General features: G+C 71.5%; 15 protein-coding genes. 7 read left to right on the plus strand and 8 right to left on the minus strand.

The window, feature by feature from the left end; genetic code table 11:
* Positions 1-28: 28 nt before the first annotated feature.
* Positions 29-874 (plus strand): hypothetical protein, encoded by an 846-nt coding sequence (locus OG912_RS16000; protein ID WP_327709914.1) that lies wholly within the window; start codon positions 29-31, stop codon positions 872-874.
* A gap of 29 nt (positions 875-903) precedes the next feature.
* Here the strand turns inward: OG912_RS16000 and OG912_RS16005 are convergent, their stop codons facing one another.
* Positions 904-1,116, minus strand: a complete 213-nt coding sequence (locus tag OG912_RS16005; RefSeq protein WP_326737519.1) for a hypothetical protein — start codon at positions 1,114-1,116, stop codon at positions 904-906.
* A 491-nt stretch (positions 1,117-1,607) separates the two neighbouring features.
* On the opposite strand from OG912_RS16005, the gene OG912_RS16010 reads away from it, so the two are divergent.
* The 5 genes from OG912_RS16010 to OG912_RS16030 all read left to right on the plus strand — a co-directional run bounded on the left by OG912_RS16010 (position 1,608) and on the right by OG912_RS16030 (position 7,063).
* A complete protein-coding gene (locus OG912_RS16010; RefSeq protein ID WP_327709915.1) occupies positions 1,608-2,129 on the plus strand; it encodes a MarR family winged helix-turn-helix transcriptional regulator in 522 nt (173 codons plus the stop codon).
* A gap of 23 nt (positions 2,130-2,152) precedes the next feature.
* Entirely contained in the window at positions 2,153-4,618 is a 2,466-nt protein-coding gene (locus OG912_RS16015; protein ID WP_326737517.1) for an MFS transporter, read from the plus strand.
* A 199-nt stretch (positions 4,619-4,817) separates the two neighbouring features.
* Positions 4,818-5,636: a YceI family protein gene (locus OG912_RS16020; RefSeq protein ID WP_326737516.1), complete on the plus strand. Its 819-nt coding sequence runs from the start codon at positions 4,818-4,820 to the stop codon at positions 5,634-5,636.
* Between the two features lie 24 nt (positions 5,637-5,660).
* The gene (locus tag OG912_RS16025; RefSeq protein ID WP_327709916.1) at positions 5,661-6,131 is read left to right on the plus strand and encodes a PPOX class F420-dependent oxidoreductase; all 471 of its coding nucleotides are present in this window, start codon (positions 5,661-5,663) and stop codon (positions 6,129-6,131) included.
* Between the two features lie 5 nt (positions 6,132-6,136).
* Positions 6,137-7,063, plus strand: coding sequence for an NAD(P)-dependent oxidoreductase (locus OG912_RS16030; protein ID WP_327709917.1), 927 nt, complete (start codon positions 6,137-6,139; stop codon positions 7,061-7,063).
* On the opposite strand, the gene OG912_RS16035 is transcribed toward OG912_RS16030, so the two are convergent.
* Positions 7,057-7,851 carry a TetR/AcrR family transcriptional regulator gene (locus OG912_RS16035; protein ID WP_327709918.1) on the minus strand — a complete coding sequence of 265 codons (795 nt, stop codon included), beginning with the start codon at positions 7,849-7,851 and terminating at the stop codon, positions 7,057-7,059. The two genes, OG912_RS16030 and OG912_RS16035, sit on opposite strands and share 7 nt — an antisense overlap.
* A 93-nt stretch (positions 7,852-7,944) precedes the next feature.
* Positions 7,945-9,468: an MFS transporter gene (locus tag OG912_RS16040; RefSeq protein WP_327709919.1), complete on the minus strand. Its 1,524-nt coding sequence runs from the start codon at positions 9,466-9,468 to the stop codon at positions 7,945-7,947.
* 162 nt (positions 9,469-9,630) lie between these two features.
* Here OG912_RS16040 and OG912_RS16045 point away from each other — a divergent pair, with 162 nt between their 5' ends.
* Positions 9,631-10,494, plus strand: coding sequence for an endonuclease/exonuclease/phosphatase family protein (locus OG912_RS16045; protein ID WP_327709920.1), 864 nt, complete (start codon positions 9,631-9,633; stop codon positions 10,492-10,494).
* Positions 10,495-10,518: 24 nt separating this feature from the next.
* Here OG912_RS16045 and OG912_RS16050 read toward each other — a convergent pair whose 3' ends face one another.
* The 5 genes from OG912_RS16050 to OG912_RS16070 all read right to left on the minus strand — a co-directional run bounded on the left by OG912_RS16050 (position 10,519) and on the right by OG912_RS16070 (position 17,356).
* Complete coding sequence (locus OG912_RS16050; protein ID WP_327709921.1) at positions 10,519-12,690, minus strand: glycosyltransferase family 39 protein; 2,172 nt, start codon at positions 12,688-12,690, stop codon at positions 10,519-10,521.
* Positions 12,687-14,033 carry a bifunctional glycosyltransferase family 2/GtrA family protein gene (locus tag OG912_RS16055; RefSeq protein WP_327709922.1) on the minus strand — a complete coding sequence of 449 codons (1,347 nt, stop codon included), beginning with the start codon at positions 14,031-14,033 and terminating at the stop codon, positions 12,687-12,689. Before OG912_RS16055 ends, OG912_RS16050 begins: the two co-directional genes overlap by 4 nt.
* A gap of 26 nt (positions 14,034-14,059) precedes the next feature.
* The gene (locus OG912_RS16060; protein ID WP_327713451.1) at positions 14,060-15,586 is read right to left on the minus strand and encodes a HAMP domain-containing sensor histidine kinase; all 1,527 of its coding nucleotides are present in this window, start codon (positions 15,584-15,586) and stop codon (positions 14,060-14,062) included.
* Positions 15,587-15,650: 64 nt separating this feature from the next.
* Positions 15,651-16,391: a response regulator transcription factor gene (locus OG912_RS16065; RefSeq protein WP_327709923.1), complete on the minus strand. Its 741-nt coding sequence runs from the start codon at positions 16,389-16,391 to the stop codon at positions 15,651-15,653.
* 92 nt (positions 16,392-16,483) lie between these two features.
* Positions 16,484-17,356: an amidohydrolase family protein gene (locus OG912_RS16070; protein ID WP_326737507.1), complete on the minus strand. Its 873-nt coding sequence runs from the start codon at positions 17,354-17,356 to the stop codon at positions 16,484-16,486.
* Between the last annotated feature and the right edge of the window lies 1 nt (position 17,357).

The raw sequence follows: 17,357 nt of genomic DNA on the forward strand, positions 1-17,357 counted from the left end.
TTGACGACCCGTCAGACACACTGTCGCGATGCGACGTCAGACATTCGGCCGGCCCGGCCGCCGGGGCACAGCGATCGCCGCCTCGGCGGCCGTGCTGTGTCTGGGCGGGGCACTGGCAGGCTGCGGCGACCAGATGGGCGGCGACGACGGCTACACGGCGGTCGGGGCGGCCGCGGCAGGGCCCGGGAAGGCACCCTCGGGGGCGGTGGCGCCCTCGGGGAAGGTCACGCTGGTGCCGCTGGACGGCGCCGGGGACGGAGGCGGGGGCGGCAAGGACCGCTCCGGCGCCTCACCCTCCCCGGGGTCCTCGGACGCGACGGACGGCACGGGCGCCGACGGTACGGGGAACGCGGGCGGCTCCGATGGCTCCGGCCCGGACACCGCGCGGCCCGGCGCGTCCCGCGGCCCGGCACAGACCTCGGGAGCGTCCGGCTCCACCGGAACGACGGGCGGCGCACCCTCAAGCGGCTCCGGCTCCGGCTCCGGTTCGGCAGGCGGCTCCACAGGCTCCACCGGCCCCGCCGACTCCCCGCCCCCGCCCTCGCCCGGCTCCACCGCTCCCGCCGGGGCCGCCGTGCTGGAGGTCGGCGCCCCCGTGCGCGCGGCGACGGACAAGCGGTGGTGCGAGAAGGTGACCGTGGAGTTCCGCAATACGGGCGGTTCGCCGGCGCGTTCGGGCACCGTCACCTTCGCCACGCACATCATCGGCGGGCTGGGGATCGACTGGGCGACCCGGGAATCGACAGCGCCGCTGCCCGTGCCGATCGGCGCGGGAGCGGCGCGGAAGATGACGTACACCGTCTGCGTGGACGCCTGGCGGGTGCCCCTGGGCATGCATGTCGAGACCCGGGACGTGACCGCCGTCTGGAAGTGACGGGGGACCGGGACGGTCCGAAGGGCCGGTCAGCCGAGCGCGAGCCAGGCGACCGCGCCGAGCACGACGATCACCGCGACGACGGCGGCGATCAGTCCGGTCCTCGGGCCGGACGACACGGCGGCCGGCTGCTGCCGGCGCTGCGGCTCACCCTCGTCGACGAAGGCGCGGAACATCTGGGTGTTGCCTGCCGGGTCGCTGTTGCCCTCGGGACCCTGCGGAGCGTGGGGATTGTGTGCCATGTCGCAGGACCCTAGCGAACTCGGCCGACGGGCCCAACCCCCGGGCAGTGAAGGGGCGGGGCCATAACCGGGGAACCGGTGAAGGAGGAGTGGCCGAGCCGCCCCGGCCGCCACACCCCGAACGGCGCCCGTCACCGCGGAGAGAGGCCAACCCCCTCCCCCGACCGCCCAGTTGAGTACCGCGCCGTCCGCCGCACCCGCACCCACTCGTATATATGCGCGAAGGGCGGCCGTCAGCACCGCCCGAAGCCGTCACGTACGGGAGAACCGCCCCGGTGCGGTCCCGAGGCGACCGCCACCCCCGCCTCCTGAAGTGGCGCACGACACACCTGCCACTCGCACACCGCACACGCTGGGCGTTTGACCCGCACCCTACGCAGCCTTTTGCGTTCCTTTACTTCTGCAAGGCCCTTTTCGTTTGCCTGCAGCAACCAACGGCTTCTATGGTTGCCCTAAGCAACAAGATGGTCGGTGAGATGTCTGGGGGTCCCGTGGCCGCACGGAGTCAGTACCAGGAACTGGCCCGGCAGCTCAGCGCCGTCGGCGCCGTCAAACGGGGCCTGGCCCGCATCCTCCCGGCTGAATGCCCCGCCGGCTCGGCGGCCGTACTGGCCCTGCTGAGTCAGCACGGTGAAATGCGGATCAGCAGACTGGCCGAACTCCTCTCTGTCGACATGTCGGTGACCAGCCGACACGTCGCTCACGTGGCGGAACGCGGCTGGATCGAACGGTCCCCGGACCCGGCGGACAAGCGCTCCCGCATCCTGCGGCTGACCCCCGCGGGCGAGGGCGTGCTCGACGATCTGAACTGCCGGACGACCGAAATGTTCGCCCACAACCTTCAGGATTGGTCCGACGAAGAGGTCGGACAGCTCAACACGTTGTTGGCCCGGCTGCGCGACAGCTTCTCCTGTCGCGGCTCCGGCGGGTGCGCCCCCGGAAAGCACAGCGGGGACTGCCGCTACCGGCACACCGACAGCCACGACGGCTCGTACACCCGTACACCCGTGTAACAGAAGCAAAGAGAAGGAATTAAATGGCTACGACCACACCAACCGGTGTGCGGGGCGGCCACGCCAAGCACGGAGGGAACGACTCCTCCGACGGCACGCCGATGACACACCGGCAGATCATGGAAGCGCTCACCGGGCTGATGCTCGGCATGTTCGTCGCGATTCTGTCGTCCACCGTCGTCACCAACGCCCTGCCGGAGATCATCTCCGACCTCGGCGGCGGCCAGAGCGCCTACACCTGGGTCGTCACGGCCTCGCTGCTGGCCATGACGGCGACCACCCCCCTGTGGGGCAAGCTCTCCGACCTGTTCAGCAAGAAGCTGCTGGTCCAGATAGCACTCGTCATCTACGTCGCCGGTTCGGTCGTCGCCGGTATGGCGACCAGCAGCGGCATGCTGATCGCCTGCCGTGTGGTGCAGGGCATCGGCGTCGGCGGTCTCTCCGCCCTCGCCCAGATCGTGATGGCCGCGATGATCGCCCCGCGCGAGCGCGGTCGCTACAGCGGCTACCTCGGCGCGGTCTTCGCCGTCGCCACCGTCGGCGGCCCGCTGCTCGGCGGTGTCATCACCGACACCAGCTGGATGGGCTGGCGCTGGTGCTTCTACGTCGGTGTGCCGTTCGCGGCCATCGCCCTCGTCGTGCTCCAGAAGACCCTGAAGCTCCCGGTCGTCAAGCGCGAGGTCAAGGTCGACTGGACCGGCGCCTTCTTCATCAGCGCCGCCGTCTCGCTGCTGCTCCTGTGGGTCACCTTCGCGGGCGACAAGTACGACTGGATGTCCTGGCAGACCGGTGCGATGCTCGCGGGCGCCCTGGTCCTCACCCTGCTCTTCGTCTTCACCGAGTCCAGGGCCAGTGAGCCGATCATCCCGCTGCGGCTGTTCCGCAACCGGACCATCACGCTCGCCTCGCTCGCCTCGCTGTTCGTCGGTGTCTCGATGTTCGCGGGAACCGTCTTCTTCAGCCAGTACTTCCAGCTGGCGCGCGGCAAGTCGCCGACGATGTCCGGTGTGATGACGATCCCGATGATCGCGGGTCTCTTCCTCTCCTCGACCCTCTCGGGCCAGATCATCACCAAGACGGGCCGCTGGAAGGCCTGGCTGGTCAGCGGCGGATTCCTGATCACGGCCGGACTCGGCATGCTCGGCACCATCCGGTACGACACCGAGTACTGGCACATCGCGATCTTCATGTTCGTGATGGGTCTCGGCATCGGCATGATGATGCAGAACCTGGTGCTCGCCACCCAGAACCAGGTCGACCCCGCCGACCTCGGTTCGGCCAGCTCCGTCGTCACGTTCTTCCGTTCGCTCGGTGGCGCGATCGGCGTCTCGGCACTGGGCGCCGTCATGGCGAACCGGGTCACCCACTACGTCAAGGACGGCCTGACGGACCTCGGTCCCCAGGGCGCGTCCATGGGCACCGGCGGCGGGGGCATCCCCGACCTGGACGCGCTGCCCGCGCCGATCCGTACGGTCGTGGAGAGCGCCTACGGACACGGCGTCGGTGACGTCTTCCTGTACGCCGCCCCGGCGGCGCTGATCGCCTTCCTGATCACGATCTTCATCAAGGAGGTCGCGCTGAAGACGAGGGCCGCCAACGACGCTCCGGTCGAGGCCGCGGCGCTCGCCGAGGTCCCGTCCGGTACGGGCGCCCTGGTCTCCGAGGGAGCCGCCGGCGTCACCGCCGTCGACACCCTGGTGGACGCTCCGGTGGCGACCGTGCAGGGCACCGCGGTCCGCGGTGTGGTGCGCGGCGCCGAGGGCGCACCCGTCGGCCGGGCCGCCGTCACGCTGATCTCGCTGGGCGGCCGGCAGCTGGGCATCTCGGTCGCGCAGGCCGACGGCAGCTACGGTCTGGACGCCCCGGGCACCGGCTCGTACGTGCTGATCGCGTCGGCCGACGGCTTCCAGCCGCAGGCGTCGACCGTGGTCGTCGGCGACGAGCCGCTCACGTACGACATCCTGCTCGCCGGTACGAGCGGCCTGGCCGGAACCGTGCGGGCCGCCGAGGGCGGTACGCCCGTCGAGGGCGCCATGGTCATCGTGACCGATGTGCGCGGCGACGTACTGGCCACCGGCAAGTCCGGCGATGCGGGCGAGTTCACCTTCGGTGAGCTGGTCCCGGGTGCGGTGACCGTCGCGGTCAACGCGGCCGGCTTCCGTCCCATGGCGCTGCCCGTGGAGATCGGCGGCCAGGGTGTCACCCGGGTCGACGCCGCACTGCAGTCCGGTGCGCTGGTCCAGGGTGTGGTGCGGGCCGGTTCCGGCCGGCAGCCGCTGCCCGACGCGCGCGTCACGCTGGTCGACGCGGCCGGCAACGTGATCGCCACCTCGACGACCGGGGAGGACGGGGCGTACGCCTTCGCCGACCTGGACGCGGGCGAGTACTCGGTCATCGCGACCGGTTACCCGCCGGTGGCCGGCGCCCTGACCGTGGCCGGTCGCGGGGTCGACGGCCACGACATCGAGCTCGCCCACCCGGGCGCGTAACCGATCCGGGGAAACCCGGACGCAAGACCCCTGGCGGGACGGCACTTCGAGCGGAGAGTCTGTCCCGGCCGGCGGAAAATGGGCCCCGGCGGTGGGGACGGCAGGCAGGGGACGGCCTGCCGTCCCCGCCCCGGGGCCCGACTCATTGAGTGACCCGTTCCTTGAGGGGGCGGGGCATTGAGCAAGGAGAGAAAACGGGATGGGACTTCGCGCACAGGTACGCACGCGGGACGGCTGGGCCGTCCAGCACGCGGTCGTGACGGTCACCGACATGACCGGTACGCAGGTGCTGCGGGCCGCCGCCGACGAGGACGGGACGGTGCGCACCGACGCCCCGCTGTCCGCCGGCGCGTACACCGTGATCGTGACAGCGGTCGGGTACGCCCCCGCCGCCTCCACCGCCCTCGTCACGGCGAGCGGCCGGGTCGAGGCCGGCACGGTGGTGCTGGCCCGCCAGGGCGGCGTGGAGCTGCCGCCGCCGGGCGCCTGGTCGCTGGATCCGGCGCACTCCTCGGTGGGCGCGGTCGCGCAGCACCTGGGGATCTCCAGCGTGCACGGCCGGTTCACCGATTTCGGCGGCCGGATCGAGATCGCCGAGGACATCCAGCGCTCCCGGGTGGACGCGGTCATCAACGCGGCGAGCATCGACACCGGCAACGGCATGCGGGACAAGCACCTGCGCTCGCCGGACTTCCTGGACACCGAGCGGTTCCCGGAGATCACCTACCGCTCCAGCGGGCTGACTCCGGCCGGACCCGACCGCTGGACCGTGCACGGCGAGCTGTCGCTGCACGGCGTGGAGCGTCCGGTCGACCTGGACCTGAGCTACCTCGGCACCGGCCCGGACCCGTGGGGCGGCGTCCGCGCGGCGTTCAGCGCCACGGCCGAGCTGCGCCGTGAGGACTTCGCCATGAACTACAACCAGGTGGTCCAGGCGGGCATCTCGGCGATCGGTACGACGCTGCGGGTGGAGCTCGACATCCAGGCCGTGCAGGGCGATTCCCTGCCGACCGCCTGACCGCACGGTCGTAAGGTCGGTTCCATGGCATCGAACATCGCGACCAACACCGCCGTGGAACTCGACGACTTGCTGGCCTTCGTACGGCCCCGGCACCGGGCGATCCTGCTGACCACCCGGTCCGACGGCCGCCCCCAGGGCTCCCCGCTCACCTGCGGCGTCGACGACGCGGGCCGGATCGTCGTCTCGACGTATCCCGAACGGGCCAAGACCCGCAACGCGAAGCGGGACGAGCGGGTGAGCCTCATCGTCCTGTCGGACGAGTGGAACGGGCCCTGGGTCCAGATCGACGGCTCGGCCGAGGTGATCGACTCACCGGATTCGGTCGAGCCGCTCGTCGAGTACTTCCGGAACATCTCGGGGGAGCACCCCGACTGGGACGAGTACCGGGCGGCGATGGTGAAGCAGGGCAAGTCGATCATCCGTATCACCCCCGAGCGGTGGGGGCCGATCGCCACCGGCGGCTTCCCCGCCCACCTGGCCCCGGGCAGCTGACCGCTGTGACGCTCCCGCTGCCCGAACTGCTCACCCGGGCCCGGCTGCTGGCCGGGCCCGAGGTCGGCGATGCCGTGGCCAAGGCCCTGGAGCGGGCCGCCGGCCGCCCCGTGGAGCGCGGCGGCCCCGCCGACGGCGGTCCCTACGCGTATGTGGGGGCCGCGCTGCCCGAGGCGCTGCGCGGGGACGGTCTGTTGTGGTTCCACAGCGTGAACGCCGGTACGGACGCCCTGCTGGGCGCCGGGCCGTGGCCCGCAGGGGCGCTGCTCACCCGGACGGTGGGCCGGATGGGCGAGCGGATCGCCCAGTACGTGCTGGCCTGGGTGCTGGCGGAGTGCCAGTCGGTTCCGGAGTTCGCCGCGCAGCACGCCCGGGGTGAGTGGCGCCGGATCCCCTCGGAACTCGTGGCCGGGCAGACCGCTGTGGTGCACGGCACCGGCCGGATCGGCTCGGCTGTTGCCGGGCTGCTGCGGTCGTGCGGCATCCGGACGGTGGGCGTGGCCCGGACGCCACGCGAGGTGTTGCCGGGCTTCGACGCGATGGCCCGCTCGGACGAGCCGGTGGCCGCCCGCTGGGTGGTGGCCGCGCTTCCGCTGACCGGGGCGACGGCCGGGTACTTCGGGGCGGACCGGTTCGCGGCCATGGGCGGGGCCACCTTCGTCAACGTGGGCCGCGGCGCGACCGTGGACCTGGGGGCGCTGGAGGCGGCGCTGCACGCGGGGACGGTGGGACGGGCGGTGCTCGATGTGCTGCCCGACGAGCCGGCCGCGCCCGGCGACCCCTGCTGGCGGCTGCCCCGTACGGTGATCACCTCGCACTCCGCGGGCATCACGGCGGACGACGACGTCGTCACGGACTTCGCGGCCTGCCTGCGGGAGCTGACGGCGGGCCGGATCCCCGCACTCGCCGTGGACACGGCCCGCGGTTACTGACGGGGCCGGGTCTCCTCGCCGGGGGACAGCTCCCACTCACGCATCGCGTCGATCCCCGCGATCAGCAGGTCGAGTGCGAACGCGAAGTCCCGCTCGTGCATTTCGTGGACGGTGTCGGCGCCCCGCGCCGCCATGAGGTCCTGCGAGTTCTCCACGATCGGGCCCAGCTGCGGCTGGCCCTGGATGGCCACCATCGCCTGCTGGAAGTACTCGTCCTGGGTGAGCCCCGCCTCGGCGCTGCGCTGGGCGAACTGGCCCTCGACGGTGCCGAATCCGTACACGAACTGGAAGACCGCGGAGAGCGCGCCGGTCTGCTGCGACGGCGGCAGGCCGGTCGCACGGACCACGTCCTGGATGGCGTACGACATGAGCATCGCGTGCGGTCCCACGTTGAGGAACTTCCCGACGAGCGGGGAGACCCAGACGTGCCGGACCAGCAGGGCCCGGTAGGCCCTCGCCAGCGCACGCAGCCGGGTCTCCCAGGGCGCGTCCTCCTGCGGCGGGTCGATCTCGCTGTAGACCGAGTCGAGGGCCAGCTCCAGCAGGTCGTCCTTGGTGTCGACGTACCAGTAGAGGGACATCGCCGTGACCTTCAGGTCGGCGGCGAGCCGGCGCATGGAGAACTTCGCGAGGCCCTCGGCGTCCAGCAGCCGGACCGTCGCGGCGGTGATCCGGTCACGGTCGAGTCCTGCGGGCTGGTCGGGTTTCCGGGTGCGCGACGGTGGCCGGTGGTTGAGCCACACGCTGGTCCGGGCAGGGTCCTTCGCGCGATCGGCCGCGGACACCATGGCGCACTCCCTCGTCTTGCCGGCAGGACGAACCGGATACGTACCCCGTGCCCCAAAAACGGAGCCGTACGGTCCGGTACGTCCCGCCTGATGCTATGCCGCTGCCGCGGCCGAGTCAGCCCGAGCCGATTCTCCTCGCTCCGCCCGGCGCAGCAGCACTGCGGCCAGCAGTCCACCGGCCAGCACGGCCACCGCCCCCACCAGCATGCTGGTCTCCAGTCCGGAGGAGAACGCGTCCGTGATCCGCTGCCGTTCCCCGTCACCGCTCGCGGCGGCCAGGGCGGCGGGCAGCGAGGCCGCGCCGACGGCCGACGGAACGAGTGCGGCGAACCGGGAGTTCAGGACGGCGCCGAGCACCGCGACCCCGAGGCCGTTGCCGAATTCGGCGAGCGTGCCGTTGACCCCGGCGCCGACGCCGGCCTTCTCGGGCGGGATGGCGCTCATGATCGCGTTGGCCATGGCGGGCATGGCGAGCGCGATGCCCGCGCCCATCACGAGCAGACCGAACAGCGTCCCGCCGTAGCCGTCCCCGCCCAGCAGGGCGATCGCGGCCAGACCTGCGGCGAGCAGCCCCATGCCGGTGGCGATGGTGACGGGCGTACCGAGCTTCGGCACCAGCCGTGCGCCCAGCCCGGTGAGGTTGAGCGCGACGACGCTCAGGGCGAGCGGGGCCGTACGCAGGCCCGCTTCCAACGGCCCGTACCCGAGCACGAACTGGAGCTGCTGGGTGAGCAGGAACAGCGAGCCGCCCATCCCGAACGCGACCAGGATCGCGCCCGCGACCGCGCCGATGAACTTCTGGTTCCGGAAGAAGTGCATGTCCAGCATCGGATACGGGATGTGCAGCTCCCACAGCACGAATCCGGTGAGGACGGCGACCCCGACGAAGGCGGTCAGCAGCACCTGGCCGGAGGTCCAGCCGTGTCCGGGGCCGGAGATGATCGCGTACACGACCGCCGCCATCCCGATGGTGGAGAGCAGCGCGCCGAGCAGGTCGGGGCGCTCCCCGCTCGGGTTCTTCGACTCGGGGACCAGCCGCGCCACGGCCACCAGGCCGATCACGGCGACCGGGATGTTGATCAGGAAGATCGCACCCCACCAGAAGTGGTCGAGCATGACCCCGCCGATCAGCGGCCCGACGGCGAAGCCGAGTGAGCTGACGGTCGACCAGATGCCGATCGCCTTCACCCGTTCGGTCTCGTCGAAGATCTGGACGACGACGGCGAGCGTCGTCGTCATCAGCAGCGCCCCGCCTATGCCCATGCCGGCCCGTGCGGCGATCAGTTGCGCGGACGACTGGGCGAGCCCGGCCACCAGCGAGCCGATGCCGAACAGGGCGAGACCGGCGATCAGCATCTTCTTGCGGCCGTAGCGGTCGGCGGAGCTGCCGGCGGTCAGCAGCAGTCCCGACTGCACGAGCGAGTAGGCGTTGATCATCCACTGCACATCGGCGGTGGAGGCGTCCAGCTCCCGGGTGAGGGAGGGGATCGCGACGTTGAGGACGGTGTTGTCGAGCAGCACGGTGAGCTGGGCGAGGCAGATGACGCCGAGGATCAGCCAGCGCTGCGGGTGGCTCGATGGTGAGAGGTGGTTCTGCTCGGCGGCGGTCGCCGTCATGCGGACTCCCGGGGCGTTGGGTCAGGACTTGTACGGGGACGGGAACGCGTCTTATACGGTGTACAGGAACACGCTGTACACCGTATAGCCGTGCAGGGCCACGTACAACCGACTTTCCCGCGATACGGTGCCGATCACTGATCCGACAAGGGCTGGAGTGGCATGTCACTGCGTCGTCGTACGGTGGAAGTCATGGTGGCCGCAGGCCTGTTGGGAACGGCTCTCGCCTCTCCCGCAGCAGCCGCGGGGCACGGTCCGGGGCAGCTGGTGCCCCTTCGCGTTGCCACGTACAACATCCATGCGGGGGCCGGCATGGACAACGTCTTCGATCTCGACCGGCAGGTGGCCGAGCTCCGCTCGCTGGACGCGGACGTGATCGGGCTCCAGGAGGTCGACGTCCACTGGGGCGACCGCAGTCAGAACCGGGACCTGGCGGCCGAGCTGGCCGAACGGCTGGGCATGCAGGTGTCGTTCGCCCCGATCTACAGCCTCGATCCGGTGACGGCGGGGGCCCCCAGACGCGAGTTCGGTGTCGCGGTGCTGTCCCGGTACCGGATCGTGAGCGCGGAGAACCACGACATCACCCGGCTCTCCACCCAGGACCCGAACCCGGTCCCGGCGCCCGCACCCGGCTTCGGCGAGGTGGTGCTGCGGGTGAAGGGGGTGCCCGTGCACGTGTACGCGACGCACCTCGACTACCGCGGCGACCCGTCCGTCCGCATCGCCCAGGTGGCCGACACCCGCCGGATCATGGCGGAGGACCAGAAGTCGGAGCGGCGGCCGGTGCACCAGATCCTGCTCGGCGACTTCAACGCGGCCCCGGCGGCTCCCGAGCTGGCCCCGCTGTGGGAGACGCTCACCGATGTGGAGCCCGGCGGCCCCACCTATCCGGCGCTGAACCCGGTGCAGCGGATCGACTACGTGGCGGTCTCGAAGGACACCGTGCGGGTACGCGACGCGGCGGTAGCCGAGACGCTCGCCTCGGACCACCGCCCTGTTGTCACGGACCTGTTGCTGCGACGCTGAACTTCCTGAGTCCTGCTCCCGGCCTCAGCTGCTCGCCGGCTGCGTCAGGTCGTAGAAGGTCGCGCTGCCGACGGTGACCTTCTTGAAGCTCTTCTCCACCCAGGTGGAGATCTGCGACGAGGTGCCGCTGCTGCCGCCCATGCCGCCTCCGCCGCCCGTGCCGCTGGAGATGAAGTAGTGGATCCGGCCGTCCTCGACGTACTTCTTGAACTGGGAGAGCGTCGGGGACGGGTCGCTTCCGTTGAAGCCGCCGATCGCCATCACCGGGTCGCCGGTGGCGAGCTGGTAACTGGCGGCGTTCTGCGAGCCGATGGCCGCGGCGGCCCAGGTGAAGTCGTCCGCGTTCGCCGCCAGGAGCTTCTTCGCCGCGGCATCGACGGTAGCGCCGTTGAGCAGACCACCCATACCGCCGCCACCGCCGCCACGGGTGCCTTCGCCCATGCCGGGCATGGCTCCGGGCTGCTGTCCCTGCTGCGCCGTGCCGGTACCGCCCTGACCCTGCCGGCTGCCGGTCGGGGGCTGCCCGCCCTGGCCACCGGTCGGAGGCCGGCCCATGCCGCCGCCCTGCTGGTTGCCTTGCTGATTGCCCTGCTGGTTGCCCTGTCCGGGCGGCTGCATGCCACCGCCACCACCGGGACCACCGGGGCCACCGCGACCGCCACCACCGCCGCCGCCCATCCCGCCGGAGGACGGGCCCGCGGTGACGATCGAGCCCTGGTGCCCGGTGTTCAGCGTGCTCACGGTGTACGCGGTCGGCCCGGCCAGTGAGGCCGCGAAGCCGAGACCCACTGCGGCGAGCGCCAGTTGACGCCCCAGCCGGGACGCGAGCAGCAGGCCCAGCGCGCCGACGATCCCGGCGACGAGCACGGTCGGCCGCAGCCACGGCTGGTAGTCCGGGGTCCGCCCCAGCAGCACGTACGACCAGTAGGCCGTCACGGCCACCGTGACACCGAGCGTGGCACCCGCCCACCAGTGGGAGCGTTCCTCCCACAGGACCGTGGCGCCCATGCCGATCAGCGCCGCGAGGTAGGGGGCCAGGGCCACCGTGTAGTACTGGTGGAAGATGCCGGCCATGAAGCTGAACACGGCCGCGGTCATCAGCAGCGAGCTGCCCCAGGCGAGGAAGGCCGCCCGAGCCGTGTCCGTCCTCTTCGCCCGCCAGGTCAGCCAGATGCCCGCGACCAGCAGGATCAGCGCGGCGGGCAGCAGCCAGGAGATCTGGCTGCCGATCTCGGAGTTGAACATCCGGCCGATGCCGGTCTCGCCCCACTGACCGCCGGCTCCACCGCCCCCGCCGCCACCGACACTGCCGGTCTCCTCGCCGTTGATCCGGCCGAGCCCGTTGTAGCCGAAGGTCAGCTCCAGGAAGGAGTTGTTCTGCGAGCCGCCGATGTACGGGCGCGAGGAGGCGGGCCACAGTTCGACGACCGCCACCCACCAGCCGCCGGCAACGATCATCGCCAGGGCCGAAAGGCCAAGCTGGCCGAACCGCTTGCGTACGGAGACCGGTGCGAACACCGCGTACAGCACCGCGAGCGGCGGGAGGATCAGGAACGCCTGGAGGGTCTTGGACAGAAACGCCAGACCGACGGCGACGCCCGCCCAGACCAGCCACTTGGTGCGGCCGTTCTCCATCGCGCGCAGCACGCAGTAGACGGTGACGGTCATCAGCAGCGCGAGCAGCGCGTCCGGGTTGTTGAACCGGAACATCAGCGCGGCGACGGGCGTGAGCGCGAACACCGCCATGGTGATCAGCCCGGCGGCGGCGCTGAACCGGCGGCGTACGGAGGCGTGGAGCACCCCTGCCGTCGCCGCGGCCATCAGTACCTGCGGGGCCAGGATCGCCCAGGAGTGCAGGCCGAAGATCCGCACCGACAGCGCCATCGGCCACAAGGTGGCCGGGGGCTTGTCGACGGTGATGGCGTTCGCCGAGTCCAGCGAACCGAAGAAGAACGCCTTCCAGCTCTGGCTGCCGGCCTGAACGGCGGCGGAGTAGAAGGAGTTGGCGTAGCCGGAGGCGCTGAGGTTCCACAGGTAGGCCAGCGTGATGACCAGCAGCATGGCGAGGAAGGCCGGGCGCGCCCAGCTGGGGTCCTCGGGCCGGCCGCGCCACACGCGGTGCGGCAGTGAGGGGCCGGGCCGTGCGTGGCCGGCCGCGCCCTGGGGCGGGGCCGGGAGGTGGTCGAGCGTGGTCATCGGACGTTCCTCAGTTCGTGGTGGGTGTCGTCGGCCGGTGCGGCGGCCCGGCCGGCCGCCTGGGCGTCCGCGCGGCGGGCCGTGTCACCGCCCCGGTCGCGGTCCGGGAAGACCCAGGCGCGGAAGAGCAGGAACCGCAGCACCGTCGCCGCGAGATTGGCCGCGATCAGCACGGCGAGTTCGGTGCCGTGCGAGGGCGAACCCGAAGCCGCCCCGAGTGCGGCCAGCGAACCGCTGGTCAGCGCCAGGCCGATGGCGAAGACCACGAGGCCCTGCGCCTGATGGCGTACGGCGCTGCCCCGGCCGCGTACCCCGAAGGTGAGCCTCCGGTTGGCCGCCGTATTGGCGACGGCGGACACCAGCAGCGCGCCGCCGTTGGCGATCTGCGGGCCGACGCCCTGGCGGAAGAGCGAGTACAGGACCAGGTAGAAGAGCGTCGAGAGGGCTCCCACGACGCAGAACCCGACCAGCTGCCGGGCCAGTCCGCCCGGCACCCCGCCGATCCCCCGGTCGCGCGGGTCGTCGCCGAAGGGCCGCGCGAGCCGGTCCAGCGGCAGCGCACCGACGGCCAGCGCCCGCCCCACCCGCCACACGCCCTTCAGGTCCTCGGTGGCGGTCCGCACGATGTGGACCGTCGAGTCCGGGTCGTCGACCCAGTCGACCGGCACCTCATGGATGCGCAGCCCGGCCCGCTCGGCGAGCACCAGCATCTCGGTGTCGAAGAACCAGCCGGTGTCCTCGACCATCGGCAGCAGCCGCTGCGCGACCTCCCGCCGGATCGCCTTGAACCCGCACTGGGCGTCGCTGAACCGGGCGGCCAGCGACGAGCGCAGGATGATGTTGTAGGCCCGCGAGATGAACTCCCGCTTCGTCCCCCGCACCACCCGCGAACTGCGCGCGAGCCGCGAGCCGATGGCCAGGTCCGAATGCCCGGAGATCAGCGGCGCGACCAGCGGGAGCAGCGCGTTGAGGTCGGTGGACAGGTCCACGTCCATGTAGGCGAGGACCGGGGCGTCCGAGTGCGACCAGACGGTACGCAGCGCCCGCCCCCGGCCCTTCTCCTCCAGCCGGTACGACCGCACGCCGGGAAGCGTCCGCGCGAGCCGTTGCGCCACCTCGGGGGTCCGGTCGGTGCTCGCGTTGTCCGCGACGGTGATCCGGAAGGCGTAGGGGAAGGTGCGCGCCAGATGGTCGTGCAGCCGCAGCACACACGGCTCCAGATCCTTTTCCTCGTTGTAGACGGGTACCACCACATCGAGTACGGGGGCACCTGCCGCATCGCCCGCGCCGGCCAGGAGGTGGTCCCGGGCCGGCAAGGTGCTCCAAGGAGTGTCGGTTCGCATGACATCGACACTCGCCAACCGCGCTGTCACACCCGTGTGGTGCGCCTGTGGTCCTGCTGTGAGTAGGAAGGACCGCTTTCGTACGCTTCTCCCGGGTGCCCGGGGTCCGCCGGCAGATGAACGGCGAACACCGTGTCGCCGGGCACCGAACGCACCTCGACGACGCCGCCGTGCGCGACGACGACGGCCTGCACGATGGCGAGCCCGAGCCCCGTCGAACCGGCGTGCCGGGACCGCGAGGCGTCCCCGCGCGCGAACCGTTCGAAGACGTGCGGCAGCAGCTCCGGGGGGATGCCGGGCCCGTTGTCCCGGACCTCCAGCGTCACCCAGGGATGTCCGGCCTCCGCGAGCACCCGGGCCGTGACCGTGGTGCCGGGCGGGGTGTGCGTACGGGCGTTGGCCAGCAGGTTGACCAGCACCTGCTGGATCCTGGTCGGGTCGGCGCATACGGTCGCGGGCACCTCGGGGAGTTCCAGCCGCCAGTGATGGGCGGGCCCGGACCCGTCCGTGGAGGCCGGCCGGCCCGCGACGCGTGCGTCACTCACCGCGTCTATGACGAGCGGGGAGAGATCGGTGCTCTCGTAACTGAGCGGCCGGCCCGCGTCCAGCCGGGCGAGCAGCAGCAGATCCTCCACCATGCCCGTCATGCGCTGCGCCTCGGACTCGATCCGTCCCAGTGCGTGGCGGGTGTCGGGGCCGGTGTTCTCCCGGCCGCGCCGGGTGAGTTCGGCGTACCCGCGGATCGAGGCGAGCGGGGTGCGCAGCTCGTGGCTGGCGTCCGCGACGAACTGGCGTACCCGCATCTCGCTCTTCTGCCGCGCGTCCAGGGCCGAACCGACGTGTCCCAGCATCCGGTTGAGCGCCGCGCCGACCTGGCCGACCTCGGTGCGCGGGTCGGCCTCGGCGTCCGGGACCCGTTCGAGCAGGGCGACCTCGCCGCTGTGCAGCGGGAGTTCGGAGACGCGCGTCGCGGTGGCGGCGACCCGGCGCAGCGGCCGCAGGGCGACCGTGACCATGGCGGCGCCCGCGATCCCGGCGGCGATGAGTCCGGCGCCGGTGACGCAGACCTCGACGAGGATCAGGGTGCTGAGGGCGCCGCTCACCTCCGAGGTCGGGACGCCGACCAGGACGGTCGTGCCGTCGCTCGCGGGGGCCGTGGCCTGCACCCGGTAGCCGCCCAGTCCGGGCAGCTCGACGTCATGCGCCTCACCGTCCGCGGGGACGTGGGCCGCCTCCAGCGCGTCCGCCTGCGCACCGGTCAGCGCCTCGGTGTTCTCCGAGACCTCGCCGTCGCCCGCCTTGGCGACCGCCGAATCGGTGACGTCTCCGTCCACGGTGAGCGCGCCGAACGTCTTGAGGGGCTGGCCGCCGCCCATGCCGATGAAGCCGAGGGGATTCTTGTCCTTGGGCCCGCCGGGCGCGGGCGCACCCGGCATCCGGTCGGCTCTCATGGTGAGTTCGCGCAGCTGGCCGTCGAGCTTCCCGTACATGTAGGTGTGGAAGGCGATGGCGGTGACCGTGCCGATCACGGCCGCGACGACCGCGATCAGCATCACGGAGGAGACGGCGAGCCGGGTCCGCAGTGTCCACGGCCCCTTCGTCAGCCGTTTCACGCGGCTACTCACCGGGCTTGATGAGGTATCCCGCCCCGCGCCGGGTGTGGATCATCGGTGTGCGGCCCGCGTCGATCTTCTTGCGCAGGTACGAGATGTAGAGCTCGACGACGTTGGCCTGACCGCCGAAGTCGTAGTTCCAGACCCGGTCCAGGATCTGCGCCTTGCTCAGCACCCGGCGCGGATTGCGCATCAGGAACCGCAGCAGCTCGAACTCGGTCGCGGTGAGGTGGATGTTGGCGCCGCCGCGGCTCACCTCGTGACTGTCCTCGTCCAGCATCAGGTCGCCGACGACGAGCGTCGACTCGCTGCGTACCGCCGCCGTGCCGGAGCGACGGATCAGCCCGCGCAGCCGGGCGACGACCTCCTCCAGGCTGAACGGCTTGGTGACGTAGTCGTCGCCGCCTGCCGTGAGCCCGGCGATCCGGTCCTCCACGGAGTCCCGGGCGGTCAGGAAGAGCACGGGCACCTCGGAGAGCTCCCGGCGCAGCCGGCCGAGCACGGCGAGCCCGTCCGTGTCGGGCAGCATCACGTCGAGGATCACCGCGTCGGGCCGGAAGTCCCGGGCCGTACGCAGGGCGCCGGCACCGTCGCCCGCGCTGCGGACCTCCCAGCCCTCGTAGCGAAGCGCCATGGAGAGCAGCTCGGCCAGCGGGGCCTCGTCGTCCACGACCAGGATCCGGACGGGGGTACGGTCCGGCCTGAGCATTTCGGTACGCCCCTGGGGCGAGGTCGTCATCGTCATGCCTCAACCCTCTGAGACGCCCCTGAGAGAGTTCTTTCCCGATTCTGTGAATTCCCTGAGAAAGCGCACGGGACGGCCGGGCCCGCGCTCCCTCAGGCGAAGAGGGCGTCCGCGTTGTCGTGGCAGACCGCCCGCAGCCAGTCGTCCCCGAGCCCCAGCCGCTCCAGGGCGTGCAGCTGGTGGGCGTACGGATACGGAATGTTCGGGAAGTCCGTCCCCAGCAGGATCCGGTCCCCGAGCGCCGCGAGCCGCCCGCGCTCCGCCACGGGGAAGGGGATGAAGTCCTCCGTGAAGTCCGTGAAGGTCATCGTCGTGTCGAGCCGCACCTCCCGGTACGTCTCCGCGAGCGCCAGGAACTCCGTGTACTCCGGCATCCCCATGTGCGCCACGATCAGCCGCAGCCGGGGGTGCCGGGCGAGGAGCCGGCCGATGGGTTCCGGCCCCGTGTACCTGCCGGGCGCGGGCCCGGAGCCGCAGTGGATGACCACCGGGACGCCGGCCTCGGCGAGCAGCCCCCAGACGGGCTCCAGCAGCGGGTCGTTGGGGTCGTAGGCCCCGACCTGGATGTGCGACTTGAAGACCCGCGCCCCGGCCTCGACGGCCTCCGCCACGTACTTCTCGACGCCCTCCTCCGGGAAGAAGGTCGCGGTGTGCAGACAGTCGGGCACCCGGCCGGCGAAGTCGGCCGCCCAGCCGTTCAGCCAGGGCGCCATGCCGGCCTTGTGCGGGTAGAGCATCGAGGTGAACCGGAGCACGCCGAACGAGCGCAGCAGCGCGAGCCGTTCGTCCTCGTCATGGCGGTAGGCGATCGGCCACTCCATCCCGGTCAGCGGACCGACCGAGTCGAAGTAGGCCCAGACCTTGCGCAGCACCTGTTCCGGCATGAAGTGCGTGTGTACGTCGATGATTCCGGGCAGTCCGAGCCGCTCCCGGAACCGCACCACGTCGTCGCGATCGTCACTCATC

Origin of the sequence: Streptomyces sp. NBC_00464, assembly GCF_036013915.1 — a bacterium.
In the GTDB taxonomy this organism is placed as follows: Bacteria; Actinomycetota; Actinomycetes; order Streptomycetales; family Streptomycetaceae; genus Streptomyces.